13 protein-coding genes and 1 pseudogene are annotated in these 16,094 nt (G+C 40.0%); 11 read left to right on the top strand and 3 right to left on the bottom strand.

Annotated features, from left to right (window positions below; all coding sequences use genetic code 11):
• Nucleotides 1-25: 25 nt before the first annotated feature.
• Nucleotides 26-346 (bottom strand): YkvA family protein, encoded by a 321-nt coding sequence (locus ACTQ46_RS08000; RefSeq protein ID WP_441748778.1) that lies wholly within the window; start codon nucleotides 344-346, stop codon nucleotides 26-28.
• Between the two features lie 106 nt (nucleotides 347-452).
• Here ACTQ46_RS08000 and ACTQ46_RS07995 point away from each other — a divergent pair, with 106 nt between their 5' ends.
• The 7 genes and pseudogenes from ACTQ46_RS07995 to ACTQ46_RS07965 all read left to right on the top strand — a co-directional run bounded on the left by ACTQ46_RS07995 (nucleotide 453) and on the right by ACTQ46_RS07965 (nucleotide 7,771).
• Nucleotides 453-1,706: a DUF445 family protein gene (locus tag ACTQ46_RS07995; RefSeq protein ID WP_441748776.1), complete on the top strand. Its 1,254-nt coding sequence runs from the start codon at nucleotides 453-455 to the stop codon at nucleotides 1,704-1,706.
• A 9-nt stretch (nucleotides 1,707-1,715) separates the two neighbouring features.
• Nucleotides 1,716-3,122: a DUF445 family protein gene (locus ACTQ46_RS07990; protein WP_441748774.1), complete on the top strand. Its 1,407-nt coding sequence runs from the start codon at nucleotides 1,716-1,718 to the stop codon at nucleotides 3,120-3,122.
• Nucleotides 3,123-3,250: 128 nt separating this feature from the next.
• Nucleotides 3,251-3,574: pseudogene (locus ACTQ46_RS07985) on the top strand (peroxiredoxin family protein); the annotation flags it as partial.
• Nucleotides 3,575-3,682: 108 nt separating this feature from the next.
• The gene (locus ACTQ46_RS07980) at nucleotides 3,683-5,434 is read left to right on the top strand and encodes an ABC transporter ATP-binding protein (protein WP_441748772.1); all 1,752 of its coding nucleotides are present in this window, start codon (nucleotides 3,683-3,685) and stop codon (nucleotides 5,432-5,434) included.
• Nucleotide 5,435: 1 nt separating this feature from the next.
• The gene (locus ACTQ46_RS07975; RefSeq protein ID WP_441748771.1) at nucleotides 5,436-7,361 is read left to right on the top strand and encodes an ABC transporter ATP-binding protein; all 1,926 of its coding nucleotides are present in this window, start codon (nucleotides 5,436-5,438) and stop codon (nucleotides 7,359-7,361) included.
• A gap of 228 nt (nucleotides 7,362-7,589) precedes the next feature.
• The gene (locus tag ACTQ46_RS07970; protein ID WP_441748839.1) at nucleotides 7,590-7,673 is read left to right on the top strand and encodes a 4Fe-4S binding protein; all 84 of its coding nucleotides are present in this window, start codon (nucleotides 7,590-7,592) and stop codon (nucleotides 7,671-7,673) included.
• A gap of 20 nt (nucleotides 7,674-7,693) precedes the next feature.
• Nucleotides 7,694-7,771 (top strand): 4Fe-4S binding protein, encoded by a 78-nt coding sequence (locus ACTQ46_RS07965; protein ID WP_441748837.1) that lies wholly within the window; start codon nucleotides 7,694-7,696, stop codon nucleotides 7,769-7,771.
• Between the two features lie 74 nt (nucleotides 7,772-7,845).
• Here ACTQ46_RS07965 and ACTQ46_RS07960 read toward each other — a convergent pair whose 3' ends face one another.
• Nucleotides 7,846-9,441, bottom strand: coding sequence for an ABC-F family ATP-binding cassette domain-containing protein (locus ACTQ46_RS07960; protein ID WP_441748769.1), 1,596 nt, complete (start codon nucleotides 9,439-9,441; stop codon nucleotides 7,846-7,848).
• A gap of 180 nt (nucleotides 9,442-9,621) precedes the next feature.
• On the opposite strand from ACTQ46_RS07960, the gene zupT reads away from it, so the two are divergent.
• From zupT to ACTQ46_RS07940, 4 genes are all read left to right on the top strand, one after another.
• Nucleotides 9,622-10,437, top strand: a complete 816-nt coding sequence (gene zupT / locus ACTQ46_RS07955; RefSeq protein WP_441748767.1) for a zinc transporter ZupT — start codon at nucleotides 9,622-9,624, stop codon at nucleotides 10,435-10,437.
• A gap of 48 nt (nucleotides 10,438-10,485) precedes the next feature.
• On the top strand, nucleotides 10,486-11,316 hold the full coding sequence (locus tag ACTQ46_RS07950; RefSeq protein WP_441748765.1) for a deoxyribonuclease IV: 831 nt from the start codon (nucleotides 10,486-10,488) through the stop codon (nucleotides 11,314-11,316).
• A 166-nt stretch (nucleotides 11,317-11,482) separates the two neighbouring features.
• Nucleotides 11,483-11,902 (top strand): DUF1622 domain-containing protein, encoded by a 420-nt coding sequence (locus tag ACTQ46_RS07945; protein ID WP_441748763.1) that lies wholly within the window; start codon nucleotides 11,483-11,485, stop codon nucleotides 11,900-11,902.
• 87 nt (nucleotides 11,903-11,989) lie between these two features.
• Nucleotides 11,990-12,427 (top strand): universal stress protein, encoded by a 438-nt coding sequence (locus ACTQ46_RS07940; protein WP_441748761.1) that lies wholly within the window; start codon nucleotides 11,990-11,992, stop codon nucleotides 12,425-12,427.
• 185 nt (nucleotides 12,428-12,612) lie between these two features.
• Here ACTQ46_RS07940 and ACTQ46_RS07935 read toward each other — a convergent pair whose 3' ends face one another.
• Nucleotides 12,613-16,047 (bottom strand): pyruvate carboxylase, encoded by a 3,435-nt coding sequence (locus ACTQ46_RS07935; protein WP_441748759.1) that lies wholly within the window; start codon nucleotides 16,045-16,047, stop codon nucleotides 12,613-12,615.
• Between the last annotated feature and the right edge of the window lie 47 nt (nucleotides 16,048-16,094).

Genomic DNA, 16,094 nt, shown 5'->3' with positions numbered 1-16,094 from the left:
AGACAAGGAATTTTCCTTGCCTTTTCTATCGCTCTCCTCGAATTCCTTTTCTCCAGAAGTCATATTGTTCCAAAACGGAGTCGATTTTTTTAAGTATAAAGCCAGCGATCATAAAATCATCGATAAACCCAAACCCTAATATAAACTCTGGGATGATATCGATCGGGGAAATAATATAGACAAGCCCTCCGATAATGAGAGCTAGTTTCCCTTTAGAGATCTGAGTATAATCTCCCTTAAAATAGTCTTTCAGCATATCAAAGAGAAGCCCGATCTTCATAAAAATGGATTTGTCTGAAAAATCAATAACACTTCTTTTATCTTTATTTCTATTAGAAATTCCCATGAATTTCCCTCCCTATAAGATTCAAAATTTTATTATGTTACAATAGTTAGAACAGTATATTAATACCCCAAGAGTACTGTGCTAAACATAATACCGGAGGAAAATTATGAATCGTAAAAAAATTGCAGACCAATTAATTATATATTGTTTCTGGGCGTTGATTATAACGACGGGATTGCTTCTCCTTCTGCCGGAGAATGTACTTCTTCTTTTTCTTCAGCTTGCCTTTGCCTCCGCATGTATCGGAGGGATCGCAGACTGGTACGGTGTTACCAGTATCTACGCAAGACCTTTTAATATCCGCTATAAAACAGAAGTCATTATCAAGGACCGCCCGAAACTCGTTCGGGAGATCCGGGAATTTTTAACCGCCGATGTTCTTTCTCCAGAAAATATAAAGGAGAAAATAGCAGAGTTTCATTTTACACAGCGTTTCTTTGACTTTTTAATGAAAAAAGAAGAAGGGATAAGACCTATAGAAGAAATTCTAGAGACGGCATCTCTCATTCTCTATAAAACCATAACAGGTCTTGATCTCGAAGCGATTACAAAAGAAATGGTTGAAAAGATAAGAGAATTTGCAGGAGACGAAGAATTAAAGAGGGACGGGATCGGGATTTTAAAGAAGGAGATTACCTTAGAGCGAACCGGTTTTCTTGTAGAAAGCGCAAGCGGACAGCTCCTTTATCTTCGGGAAGTAGAAGAGCTTCGAGAGTATCTCTATGGAAAGCTGGAAGAGTTTCTAACAAACTACAGCGGCGACCATACCTCTAGAAAGATTCTGACACTAGTCTTCCACGGCACTATTTATGAAAAATTTACAGAGGCTATCGACCGAGAGCTGTTTAAACTGGCAAAAGATCCGGATCATCCTTTAAAGAAAAAATGGAGCAGCGAACTTTATAAAGCCGCTCAAGAAAAGCTTGAAAGCGAATCCTTTAAGGAATGGGCTGAAGAAAAAATAGAAGAAAAGCTTCAAGACGAGACCCTTCGAAAAGAAATAGAAGAAAAATTAAGGAAAGCATTGGAAAAAGAATTTCCTTCGCCAGAGGCGGTCCAAAAGAGAATGACTCCTCTCATTGCAAAAGAACTTTTAAAGATCCAAGAAGACCCCGAAAAGATAAAGTCTATCGAGGAAAGAACTCTAGCCTTTTTATCCCAGACTATCGATGAGAATCACGAAAGAATCGGGGATCTATTAGAAGAAAACATCGGCAAAATGAGCGATGGAGAGCTTGTGTCTTTTATCAAAGACAATACAGAAGGAGATCTTCAAATGATCCGTTTAAACGGTATGGCTTTCGGTGTTCTGGTGAGTATAGTTGTCTTTATCTTTAAGGCAGTGCTTGGAGTATTATAGGAGGAAAATATGGAATCAAAAGAAAAAAGCTATGTAAAAAACAGAAAAATAGCCAACGGTATACTCATCCTTTCTGCCCTTTTAACTCTTCTTACCCTCCTCTTAGAGCGATTCTACGGAAGAAGCCTTCCCTTATCCTTTTTCCAGTTTCTGGCAGAAGCGGTTTTAATTGCTTCAGTGGCGGACGGCATCGCTATCTATGCCTTAACCCATAAGATCCCGATTCCTTTTTTAGAAAAGTATACAGGTCTTGTTCAGAATAAAAGAAAGGAACTTTTGCAGGGAGTCCTAAGAGCATCCGAAGAACAGTTTTTTACAAAAGAAAGTATATTAGAAAAGATGGAGAACATCGACAGCGGAAAGCTTGTGGATTTAGGGAAGAATCAGTTTAAAGAAAAAGTTCTCGAAGAGAAAACAGAACGGATCATAGGGGAGTTTATTTCCCGCCATAAAGAGGAATGGAGCAGACTGTTAGAAAAACAAATTGCCGCGAAAGCAGAGGAAATCTCTGTAGAAAAACAGTTGTCATTTTTAGAAAACAGAAACTTTAAAGAACAGCAGGTTTTATGGATCCACAGCGGAATCGAATTTGCCAAGGAAAAAATAGGTACAGAACACAGCTATAAATGGATACGGGATGAACTTCGAAAGATGGTGCTGGAACGAAAAAAAGAAGGGAATCTTGTAAAGCGCATGATGAAAAAAGCCACCTTCTCCGCTATGGAAAAGACAAAAACCATCGAATATTCGGAACTGGCAAGGGACATTCAAAGAACCTTTCTAGAAAGTCTTACAGAACTTCAGCTGGAATTAAAAACAGGAGAAGGAAGACATGGAGAGCTTCTTCAAAGAGAAGTTCAGCAGATCATCGAGGACGTCCGGAATAATCCGAAGATTCTAGAAGAGATGGAGCATTGGAAAAATCAGATGATTCAGAATCTCCCTTTAAGAGAATATATAGACCAAGGTTTCGAATTTCTTTCCGGTTGGATTATGGAAGAGAAAAAAGAAATTCTTGGAAATGAAAACTTCTCCTTTGGAAAGATCCTAGGAGACTCCTTTGAAAGAGTCATGGATGAAATGGAAGAAAAGGGAGAACTTTCAAAGGAAGTAAAACGAGTATCGGCAAAGCTTTTTGAGAGCCAGTACGAGTCCATTCTTTTAGTAATGGAGGAACTATTATCGAAACTTACCAACGAGCAGATTATCAAAAAGATAAATGATATCGCCGGCGGAAATCTCCAGTGGCTGCGGATTTCAGGAGCTTATGTAGGTGCAGCTGCAGGAGTGCTGCTCTTTTTAATCATTGCTTTTCCGACAGTTTTTATTCCTGTTTCCATTATTGTGTTTTTTGTGTTAAGATTTTCCCCAAGACTTCGGGAAAAATTAGTCTATTATAATAAAGAGGAGAGATAACCATGAAAGAAAAGCTGAAAGATTTTCAGGCAGAAGATCTATACGGCAAGAAAAGATCTCTAAAGGATTTTCAGGGAGAAAATCTCTATCTTGTTTTTAACAGAGGTTTTATTTGACCCTTTTGCCGCAGGCATATGGATCAGTTAAGAGACCATAAAGAAGAATTTGAAAAGAAAAATATCCGAATCCTTGTGTTCGGTCCGGAAAACAATGAAGATTTCCGGAAATATTGGAAAGAAAATAAAATGCCCTTTATAGGATTCCCCGATGCGAAAAAAATTATGAAAGAATACGGGCAAGAGAGCAAATGGTATAAACTAGGCCGGATGCCTTTCCAGATCGCAGCGGACTCGGAAGGAAATGTTATTGAAAAACACTGGGGACAAAGCATGAAGGATATTCCGGATATAGAAGATGTTTTATCTTTATATAGTGATAAAGGAAAGAGTTAATAAATTACAATATTACAATAAGGACATCCTTGGGTATAAATATACAGGATGTCTTCTTAATGAAACAGATAGGGGGAAGAATGAAAAAAACAATAAGGAGGGAACAGTATGATTAAAGCATTTCGTATGATGGCGCCCTTCATAAAAAAATACAGATGGAAATATATTATCGGGGCATTGTTTTTAATTATTGTAGACGGATTGAGTCTTCTAGTGCCTCAGGTAATACGGCAGTTTACGGACTGGGTTCAGTTTTCCCAGCTTTCACAAGAAAGAATTCTTCAGTCTGCGGGCTGGATGATCCTTTTAGGGGTACTCATCTCCGGCGGACGTTTCTTATGGAGAATGCTTCTATATGGAACAAGCCGAGACTTGGAATATGATCTTAGGGATCATCTTTTTAAGCATTTCTTAACATTGGATGCGGATTTTTATAATAAAAGCAAGGTCGGAGACCTTATGGCTCATGCGACAAACGACATCAGTACGGTGCGTATGGCTATGGGGCCGGGGATTATGCTTATTGTAGATTCTCTTTTTATGACTATACTGACCGTTTTTATGATGGTGTATACAGTAGGACTAAAAACGGCGGCGGTAGGTCTTCTTGCTCTGCCTGTTATTTCTATTGTGGTTCGTCTTTTCAGCACGAAAATGCATGCTAGAAGTTTAGCGGTGCAGAACTCTTTTTCTGCGATGACGGATATTGTTCAGGAAAATTTATCCGGTGTGCGGGTTATCAAGACCTACGGCATCGAGAAAGAACGAGAAAAAGAATTTGAAAAAAACAATAAAGACTATATGGAGAAGAATCTCAAGCAGATCAAAATCTCAGGGCTTTTCGATCCTTTAATTACAGGAATTTCCGGAATTAGTTTTGTAATCTTTATGGTCTACGGAACTCAGCAGATCTTTGTCGGGGCGCTGACTTTGGGGGATTTTCTTGCAGTAGTCAACTATCTTTTTATGATCGTATGGCCGCTGGTAGCTCTCGGCATGGTTTTCAGCATGTTTCAAAGAGGGGTGGCCTCTATGGAAAGACTTCAGGCTATTCACAAAGAACAAAGCAGTCTTGTAGAAAAGGAAAATCCAGTTGTTTTAAAAAATCCTTCAGGAAAGATCTCCTTTGAGAATGTGTCCTTTCATTATCCGAATGGACCGGAGATTCTAAAGGATATCAACTTAGAGATCCCCGCAGGACAGTCGTTGGCTATTTTGGGAAAAACCGGCAGCGGAAAAACAACATTAGTCAGTCTTATTCTTCGGGTATATGATGCGACGAAGGGAAGGGTTGCTTTAGAAAATGTGGATATCCGTGATCTTTCCCTGGCAAACCTAAGGGAGAATATCGCCTATGCTCCTCAAGATAATTTCCTCTTCTCAAAGAGTATTGAAGACAATATCGCTTTTTCTTCTCAAGAAAAAGTTTCAAAAGAACGAGTCGTAGAAGCAGCGAAATTTGCAGATATTCATGAGGATATTATGAAGTTTCCAGACAAGTATGAAACGATGGTTGGAGAACGGGGAGTAACTCTTTCCGGAGGACAGAAGCAGAGAATTTCTATTGCCAGAGCCTATCTGAAAGATGCTCCTGTAATCATTCTCGACGACAGTTTATCCGCAGTGGACACAGAAACAGAAGAAAACATCCTTGAAGGATTAGAAAAAATAAAAGAACAGACCTTGATTCTCATCAGCCAGAGAATCTCAACAGTAAAAGAAGCAGATCATATTATAGTTCTTGATGAAGGAAGGATCGTACAACGAGGAAAACATGAAGAGCTTCTGAAAGAAGAAGGTTTGTATAAACGAATTTACGAGAAGCAGCTGTTAGAAGACCGATTAAAGGAGGAGGGATAATATGGATCAAGACTTCAATGATTATCATCTAAAAGATTATTTAAAACCCCATTGGAAGCAGTTTCTAGTGGTTATCCTCCTTATCCTTGTAGTAACGGGATTCAACCTGCTTCGCCCGAAAATCCTGCAGGTAGCTATCGATGATCATATCGACGTATTGGACCAGTCTTATAGAGAAAGTGCCGACGGCGAGATCGAGCTCAACGGCAGCCGGTTTACAAGAATGGAAGAAGGAGAAAAGGGCGAGTACTATCTTGTTCAGACAGAAAAAGGATTTTACTGGACAACAGATCAGAATAATCCGGAATCCGGTGTTCTTCTAAACGAAGACCAGGTGATGAATCTAAGGCAGGGAGATTTTAGAGGCGTTATCACTCTTGCTCTCATTTATCTTCTTACGGTGGTTTCAGGATTTGCCCTAAGCTATGGGCAGGTTTATCTTTTAAACCGTACAGGGCAGTCCATCATTTATAAGCTGAGAAAAGATCTATACGCTAGGCTTTTAAACCAGTCTATGAAATTTTTCGATACAAGGCCCTTAGGAAATCTTGTCACAAGAGTGACCAACGATACAGAGAATCTTAACGAACTCTTTGTCTCTGTGTTAAGCGGACTGATTCGAAATCTTATTATGGTTGCAGGAATCCTTGTGATTATGTTTTCTATGGATATGCGATTGGCCTTTTTTGTTTTGTTGATCACACCTGTTATTGTGCTGATCTCCGTGCTTTTCCGAAAACAGGTTCGAAAAGTCTATCAATGGGAAAGAAGTGTCTTGTCAAAAATAAACAACCACCTTTCCGAAGACCTTTCCGGAATGCGGATGATTCAGATTTTGAATCGGGAAAAAGGAATCTATAAAGAATTCGATATTGAAAACAGAGATTATCGGAATGCAACGAGAAGAGAAGTACTTTTATTCTCCATGTTTCGTCCGGGAATCGAGCTTATAAGAGCTCTTGCTATCAGTCTTCTGATCTACTTTGGAGGAAGAGGTTATCTGGCACAGACCATAAGCTTTGGGGTGTTGTATGCCTTTGTCGACTATATACAGCAGTTTTTTATGCCGATTCTAAACTTGGCAGAAACCTATAATGTCTATCAGTCTGCGAGTACTTCTTCAGATCGAATCTTCAGTCTTTTAAATGAAGACAACGAAATGGCAGGACTTTTTGGAAAAAGAAAAATTGAAAACTTCCGAGGAAAAATCGAATTTAAAAATGTATGGTTTGCCTATGTAAAAGAAGAATGGGTATTGAAAGACGTATCCTTTGTAATAGAACCCTGCGAACTGGTAGCCTTCGTCGGCGCCACAGGAGCTGGGAAATCTTCCATCATAAACCTTATCGGAAGATATTACGAAATCCAGAAAGGACAGATTCTTTTCGACGATGTCGATATTATGGAATACGATCCGGAAGAGATCCGAAAGTTCATCGGATTTGTACAGCAGGATGTGTTCCTTTTCACAGGAACCATTTACGATAATATCACCTTGGGAAATCCTGAGATCTCGAGAGAAACGGTAGAACAAGCTATAAAAGACGTAAACCTTACAGGATTTATCGAAAGACTTCCAGAAGGACTGGAAACCCCTGTGATGGAACGGGGAGCCACATTCTCTGCAGGAGAACGACAGCTGCTGTCCTTCGCTAGAACCCTGGTTCGAGATCCTGGAATCCTGATCCTCGATGAAGCCACAGCGAATATCGACACAGAAACAGAGCTTATGATCCAAGAAGCCCTAAACAAAATGAGCAAAAGCCGTACCACCATTGCCATTGCCCACCGAATCTCCACCATAGCCGACGCAGATAATATCATCGTCCTAAGCCATGGTGAAATCGCCGAAGAAGGCAATCGGGAAGAGCTGATCGAAAAGGATGGTATCTTTAAAGTGCTTTATGAACTGCAGTATGAACAATAAACCCGGAGTACCCGGGTTTTTTGCTGCAGATAATTACATGAAAAGGTGCAAAGAACCCTTAAGAGAATTGTAAAACCATTGGTAAAAGATTGCTATAACAATGCTGTCCTGGGTTTTCATAATTATATAATGGTTTAAATAAATAAACGGGTAATCCGATTTTAACAGAGGGTCTTTTAAAAGAAAGCATATGGGAAGCTGCGAATACTTTATTGAAAGGAAAAAAGAATGGAGCATATAATATCTATAGATAGAGAGAAATGTACAGGGTGCCGAATGTGTATTGAGGATTGTCCCCGGAATAATTTATAATTAATAGAAAAAAGGCGGAAGTGAAGAACCAAGACTGTATGAAATGCGGCCGCTGCAGTACAATCTGTCCGAAAGACGCTGTGGAGATTAGCGGCTAGGAGGAGAATCCCCTAAAGGATTAATGAAGAATAAGAAAAAGCTGTTAGAACCTGTAGATTCTAACAGCTTTTTGTTACTCTTTATTCTCAATGAACTTCTCTATATACTCATGATAGCTCATAAGATGGTTTTCGAAGGTGTCGTCTTCGATATGGATAATGCGGTTTGCAATAGTATCCATAAATTCTGTATCGTGGCTGGAGAAAAAGATATTTCCTTTGAAAGAAATAAGGCCGTTGTTTACAGCGACGATGGACTCTAGATCCAAGTGGCTTGTAGGCTGATCCAGGATGATGGTGTTGGCATCGTTAAGCATCATTCTTGAAAGCATCATACGGACTTTTTCTCCTCCGGAAAGGACATTTGTCGGTTTATAGACATCGTCTCCAGAGAACAGCATTTTACCTAGGAATCCTCTTAAGTAGCTTTCCATAGGGTCTTTCGAATATTGTCTAAGCCATTCTACAAGGTTAAGCTTAGAGGATTCAAAATACTTTGCATTGTCCTTCGGGAAATAGGATAGAGTTACTGTTTTACCCCATTTAACCGTACCGCTGTCCGGTTCCATTTCTCCGGAAAGGATTTGGAAAAGCGTAGTAATGGACAGTTCGTTTCCGATAAAGCCTACTTTTTCATAAGGGTTGATTCTAAAAGTAATATCCTTAAGAAGCTCTACTCCGTCGATAGTCTTGCTTAGATTTTCAACGAGAAGCACTTCTTTTCCAAGTTCTCTTCCGATTTCAAATCCTACAAAAGGATAGCGTCTTGAAGAAGGTTGTATATCGTCCAGTTCTATTTTTTCTAATAGCTTCTTACGGCTTGTAGCTTGTTTTGATTTTGATTTGTTGGCGGAGAAACGCTGAATAAAGCTCTGAAGTTCTTTGATCTTATCTTCCTTCTTCTTGTTGGCATCTTTAATCATTTTAGCTGCCAGCTGGCTGGATTCGTACCAGAAGTCGTAGTTTCCTACAAAGATTCGGATTTTTTTATAGTCGATATCTACCATATGGGTACAGATATCATTTAGGAAATAACGGTCGTGGGATACGACAATTACAGTTCCTTCGTAGTCTTTTAAAAACTCTTGAAGCCATAAGATAGTCTTGATATCCAAGTCGTTGGTAGGCTCGTCTAGAAGGAGAATCTCAGGTTTTCCAAAAAGTGTTTTTGCAAGAAGAACCTTTACTTTGTCTTTACCGGAAAGCTCGCTCATTTTTTGAGTATGGAAAGACGTATCGATTCCGATTCCTTGTAGAAGGGAAGCGGCTTCTGCTTCTGCCGACCATCCGTCCATTTGGGCAAATTCTTCTTCCAACTGTCCTGCAAGGATTCCGTCTTCCTCAGTGAAATCCGGTTTTGCATACAGGGCATCCTTTTGTCTTTGAATCTCTACAAGTCTCGGGTTTCCCATTAAGACAGTGTCGATTACATTTTCTTCATCATATTTAAAGTGGTCCTGCTCTAAAACGCTCATGCGGTGGTTCGGGGCAATGGACACATGGCCTGTATCCGGCTCTATTTTTCCTTCTAAAACTCTTAAAAATGTTGATTTTCCGGCACCATTAGCACCGATAACGCCATAGCAGTTTCCCGGTGAAAAGACAAGATTTACATCGTCAAATAATTTCTCTCCTTGAAAACTAAGGCTTAATTCGCTTACTGTTATCATATTTCCTCGCTTATATATAGATTGTTGTTTGTAAAAAATTGTTAAAACCTCATCTAGTATATCGGAAGAAAGGCTGTAAATCAAGGAAAAGTAGAAATAGAGAGAGAAGAGCTTTTACAATCATTATAAATGGGGTATAGTATATAAAGTATTGATTTTGTAAAGAAAGCAGGTGTTGACTTGGATTCGAATGTTTTAATGGCATTTGCATTAACGCTATTTGCAGGGATTTCTACCGGAATTGGCGGAATTATCGCATTTCGCGGCGGAAATAATGATAAATTTCTCTCGGGTTCCTTGGGATTTTCGGCAGGGGTTATGATATATGTTTCTTTTATGGAGATTATGCCGAAAGCTATAGAATCTTTAACTAATGGACGAGGAGATCAGGGGGCGGATATTATTGCAACCTTAGCCTTTTTTGGAGGGATTGCTTTGATAGCGGTGATGGACTTTGTTATTCCAGAAGAGACAAATCCCCACGAGTATAGAGATGAAGACGAACTGGAAGCGGATGCGGAAGAAGCGAAGGAAAATCAGAAAAAAGGCGAACTTCTTAAGATGGGGAAACTTTCAGCGACGGCTATCGCCATCCACAACTTCCCAGAGGGGTTGGCTACCTTTATGGCGGCAATCGTGGATCCTGCCTTGGGATTTAGTATAGCTGTAGCGATTGCGATTCATAATATTCCGGAAGGAATCGTTGTAAGCGCACCGATCTATTATGCCACTGGAGACAAGAAAAAGGCGATTCTTTGGTCCTTTGCTTCTGGTTTGGCAGAGCCCATCGGAGCACTGGTAGGATTTTTGATTTTAAGACCCTTCTTGAATGATACAATCTTTGGAATTGTCTTTGCCCTTGTAGCAGGGATTATGGTTTATATTTCTATCGATGAATTATTGCCGACAGCAGAAAAATATGCAGAGCATCATATTGCCATCGGAGGCCTTATCGCAGGAATGATCGTGATGGCTATTAGTTTGATTATTTTATAAGCTGCTTGAGAAATCAGGCAGTTTTTTCATAGGAAGAAAGGAAAATTTATGTTATATATAGGTTCACATTTATCGATCAGCAAAGGCTATGAAGCCATTGCAAAGCAGGCTCATTCTATTGGGGCAAACACCTTTGCCTACTTCACAAGAAATCCGAGGGGCGGAAAAGCAAGAAAGCTTGATATAGAGGATATGGAGCGGATGAACACCTTTTTAAAGGAACACCATTTCGGTCCTTTAGTAGCTCATGCTCCTTATACTCTCAACGGCGCAAGCAATACGGAGAAGACAAAGGAATTTGCAAAGCTTGCCATGAAAGAAGATCTAGAGAGAATGGAATATACTCCGGGTCATTACTATAATTTTCATCCGGGAAGTCATGTAAAGCAGGGGGCAGAAAAAGGAATCGATGAGATTGTAAATATGCTCAATACTGTTTTATGGGAAGAGCAGAAAACGATGGTGCTTTTAGAGTCTATGGCGGGAAAAGGCACAGAAGTAGGACGGAATTTTGAGGAACTTCAGGAAATTATCTCCAGAGTAAACTACCCTCATCTTGTGGGAGTCTGTTTGGATACCTGCCATGTGAATGACGGAGGATACGATATTGTAAACGATCTTGACGGAGTGTTAAAGGAGTTTGACGAGATTATCGGACTCGATAAACTAATGGCCCTTCATCTAAACGACAGCAAAAACGAACGAGGTGCTGCGAAAGACCGTCATGAAAAAATCGGAGAAGGAACGCTTGGGTTGTCTACCTTTGAAAATATAGTGAACCATCCTGTTCTTGAGAAGCTCCCCATGATACTTGAAACACCGAATGAAATCGAAGGCTATGAAAAAGAGATTGCTTTGTTGAGGGGATTGAAGAAATAGGCGGGATTGCTGCGCAACCTAGGCTCTAGGCGGGATGCCTTTGGCACCCAGGCATTAGGAAAAGAGCGGAAAGATTGAAAAAGTATTTTACAAATCGAGAGCTGTAAAGGGACATTGTTTGTTATACATTAGAAGGATAGTAAGGTGAAATTTTTAGGAGGATGGGATGCACGATTTTATGACGGGGTTTATCCCGATAGTGGCAGCGGGGATCGAGTTTTGCGGAATTATGGTAATTGTTGTTACTGTTTTAAAAGAAATGTATAATATTATAGTAAAATACAAATTTGATTTTGCTCATACGGAAAGAGATGCCACCATGAACTTGGGATTGGCAAATGCTTTGGAAATTCTTTTAGGGGCTGAAATTCTCAAGACGATTGCTTATCGGGATATCCGACAGCTGGTGGAAGTAGCTGCATTAATATTGATCCGGGTATTTATGACAGTCTTAATCCACTGGGAGATGAATCATAAATTAAAGCAGAAAGAAGAAACGTTGATGGATCATAAAATTGATACTGAAAGACAGCGAAAGGCTTCTTATTCAGCAAAGCAAGAAGAAGATACAGAAAAAAACATATAAAACATGAGTAAGAATCGTTTGAGTATTAGGGATAGGGGGTATCCCTATTAGTAATAGAAACGATTCTTTTTATTTGAGGAGGTTATTATGAAAAAGTTATTGGTAGCGACGGACGGTTCAAAGATAGCCGGAAAAGCTGTAGAACAAGCGAAAGAACTTCAACGGTGTTTTAAAAGCAATGTCCTGTTGTATACGAACTTGGAAGACGGCGGGAACTATATGCCCGACGATGTACGTATAAAGAGAGAGGAAGAGCCGGAGAAAGAGGAGTCTGAAGTGTTATTAGAAGACAACCGCCATTGGCTTAAAAAGCTGGCAGATTCTTTTCCTTATCCTGAAAAAGTAACGACTGTGGTAGATGTGGGAGATGTAAGTGCAAGAATTGTAGAACAGGCCCTGCGCGAAGAGGCGGACTGTATAATTATGGGAAGCCGAGGCTACGGCAGCGTGAAAAGCGTTTTCTTGGGTTCTTCTTCCAAATATGTTTCTCAGCATGCACGCTGCAGCGTATTTATTGTGAAATAGAGGTAAAGAAAAGTGAAAGAGTGATAGAGTAGAGTTGCAGAGGAAAAATGAGAGATACGTTCATTTTTCTGCTTAAGCATAAGAACAGATTATCATTCCGGTGCCTGATATACTACATCTTTATAATAAATTCTATTAAAAAACAAAAAAAGGCAATTCAGCAATTTGCTGAATAGCCTTTTTTATTAGTCTTCTTTTAATTTTATTAAAAGCTGTCCGCTTTCTACCATATCGCCTTCTTTTACAACGATCGTTTCGATAACGCCGGAAACTTTGGATACGAGATTTGTTTCCATTTTCATCGCTTCTACAATCATTAGAGGCTGGTTTTCTTCTACTTTGTCCCCTTCAGCGACAAGAAGCTTCACTACAGCTCCTGGAATGCTGGCGCCGATTTCCAATTTGTTGGACGGGTCGGCTATTTGAACAAAGTCGTCTTTTGCGACAACTGTACTTGTTTCGTCGAATACTTTTATTTCCCGGCGGCTGCCGTTTACTTCGAATGTAAGGCTTCTGTTGCCTGTTTCATCGATTTTTCCGATTTCTACAAGTTTGATAATCAGGATTTTACCTTCTTCCAGCTGAACTTCTCTTGTATCTCCTTCGTTTAAACCATGGAAGAAGATGGCAGAGTCCATATGGCTGAAGTCGCCTTTTTCTTTTTTATACTGAATATATTCTTCAAATACTTTAGGATAAAGAGCATAAGCGATTAAGTCTTGCTGAGTCGGTTCAAAATCGTATGTTTCTTTCAGATAAGCCCGGTCTGCTGCGAAATCTTGAGGTTCTAACAATTCACCTGCACGCACTGTAATCGGCTCTTCTCCTTTTAGTACAATTTTCTGAAGATCTTCCGGGAATCCGCCTTCCGGCTGTCCCATCATTCCTTTGAAATAGGATACAACAGAATCCGGATAAGTTAAATCATGTCCTTTTTCTACAATATCTTCAGGAGTAAGTTCGTTTTGTACCATAAAGATGGCCATATCTCCTACCATTTTAGAAGATGGTGTTACTTTTACAATATCTCCCAGCATGTCGTTTACGCCTTTGTACATTTCTTTTACTTCTTTGAAATGAGAACCCAGACCGAAACTTTCTACTTGCGGCTTAAGGTTTGAATATTGGCCGCCAGGGATTTCGTATTTATAAATTTCTGTCGTTCCAGATTTTAAATCGGACTCGAAATTTTGATAGATCGGACGAACATCTGCCCAATATTTTGAAATATCTTCTGCTTTGTCTACGTTGATGCTTGTAGCTCTCTCTGTTCCTTCCAAAGCGGCGATGACAGAGTTTAATGCAGGCTGGCTTGTCAATCCGCTCATAGAGTTGATTGCAGTATCTGCTATATCTACACCGGCTTCTGCAGCTTGAAGAACCGTTGCGACTCCGTTTCCAGTCGTATCATGTGTATGAAGCTGGATAGGGATAGAGATTTCGTTTTTAAGAGCATTCACAAGTTTCTTTGCAGCATAAGGTTTCAATAAAGCGGACATATCTTTGATTCCAAGGATATGGGCTCCTGCTTTTTCGATTTCTTTCGCCATTTTAACATAATATTCCAAAGAATATTTGTCTCTTTTTTCGTCTAGAATGTCTCCTGTATAGCAGATCGTTCCTTCCAATACTTTTCCAGATTCAAGGACTTGGTCCATTGCATAGCGCATTCCTTCGATCCAGTTTAAGGAGTCGAAGACACGGAATACGTCGATTCCAGATTCAGCCGCTCCTTTAACGAAGGCTCGTACCACATTGTCGGGATAGTTTTTGTATCCTACAGTGTTGTTTCCTCGTAGAAGCATTTGGAATAAGATGTTTGGAATTCGTTTACGAAGTTCAATCAGTCTTTCCCATGGATCTTCTTTTAAGAAACGGTAAGCTACGTCAAAGGTTGCGCCGCCCCACATTTCAAGGGAGAACAGTTTGTTCATATTCTGGCTGATAGCAGGTGCGATTTTCAGCATATCGGAAGTTCTCATACGAGTTGCCATTAAAGACTGATGAGCATCACGCATAGTAGTATCTGTTAATAAAAGCTGTTTTTGCTCATGAACCCAGTCTGTTAATCCTTCCGGGCCTCTTGTGTCTAAGATCTGCTTTGTACCTGCGTATTTTACATTGGACTGGATATCCGGAACGGTAGGCGGATTGAAGTCTCTTGCAATTCTTGTATTGTCGTTTACGACAATATTTCCTATATAGTTTAAGACTTTAAGCTCACGGTCGTTTCGCGGTTTTACTTGGAACAGGGAAGGATTGTTGGAAATAAATCCTGTATCGCATTGTCCTTTTCTAAATTCTTCTGTGTTCAATACATTCAGCAAGAAGCCAATATTTGTTTTAACACCGCTGATTTTAGATTCTCTTAAAGAGCGGGCAGCTTTGTTGATGGTATCTTCGAATGTACGGGAGAAAGAAATGATCTTTACAAGAAGACTGTCGTAGAACGGAGTGATCACAGAACCTACATAACCGTTTCCTCCGTCTAATCGAATTCCAAATCCGGATCCTGAACGATAGACATCGATTCTTCCGTTGTCCGGAGCAAAGTCGTTTACAGGATCTTCTGTTGTAACACGGCACTGGATAGCGTAGCCGCGGGGCTGGATATCTTCTTGTCCATGAATTCCGATCTCATCGCTTGCAAGAGGAAGTCCGTCTGCTACAAGGATTTGAGACTGAACAAGGTCGATACCTGTTACCATCTCTGTTATAGTATGTTCTACCTGAATACGAGGGTTTACTTCGATGAAATAGTGGTTATCATCTGCATCGACCAAGAACTCTACTGTTCCTGCACAGGAATAGTTTACTTTCTTGGCGATTTTAATTGCATCGTTGCAGATTTTTTCTCGAAGCTCTTCGCTGATATAGAAAGCTGGAGTATACTCGATCACTTTCTGATGGCGTCTTTGAATCGAACAGTCTCTTTCATGAAGATGAACGACATTTCCATACTCGTCTCCAAGAATCTGAACTTCGATATGCTTTGGATGCTTTAAGTACTTTTCAATAAACATAGAGTCGTTGCCGAATGCTTTTCTGGCTTCAGACTGAGCGTTGATAAATTCGCTAAGAAGATTTTCTTCTTTGTGAACAATTCTCATACCGCGTCCGCCGCCGCCGGCAGCTGCTTTGATCATGACAGGATAGCCGCATTCTCTTGCAAACTCGTAGGCTTCTTTTTCTGTTTTGATTGGTTTTTCAATTCCAGGGATCGTTGGCACATCGGCGCTTTTTGCAACGATCTTGGATTTGATTTTGTCCCCCAAGCTGTCCATAACTTCTGGGTTCGGTCCGATAAAGATAATGCCGTTCTTTTTACAAAGACGTGCGAACTCTGAGTTTTCTGAAAGGAAGCCGTATCCTGGATGGATGGCATCTACATTTTTATTTTTAGCAAGCTGGATAATTTCTTCCATATTCAAATAAGCGGCTAATGGAGATAATCCTTTTCCAATTTGATAAGACTCGTCGGCTTTTGTTCTAAAAAGCGCAGTCTTATCCTCTTCTGAATAGATTGCAACGCATTGAATTCCCAGCTCTTGGCAGGCTCGGAATATTCGAATGGCAATCTCGCCTCGGTTGGCTACGAGGATCTTTTTAATTTTATTCATAAAAAAACACCCTTCTATTTATTTTAATTTATAGGAATCCATAATAA

Origin of the sequence: Gallicola sp. Sow4_E12 (assembly GCF_052116305.1) — a bacterium.
In the GTDB taxonomy this organism is placed as follows: Bacteria; Bacillota; Clostridia; order Tissierellales; family Peptoniphilaceae; genus JBQKLI01.
Note: the sequence above shows the minus strand (reverse complement) of the source record. Positions and strands in the feature narration are given on the sequence as shown.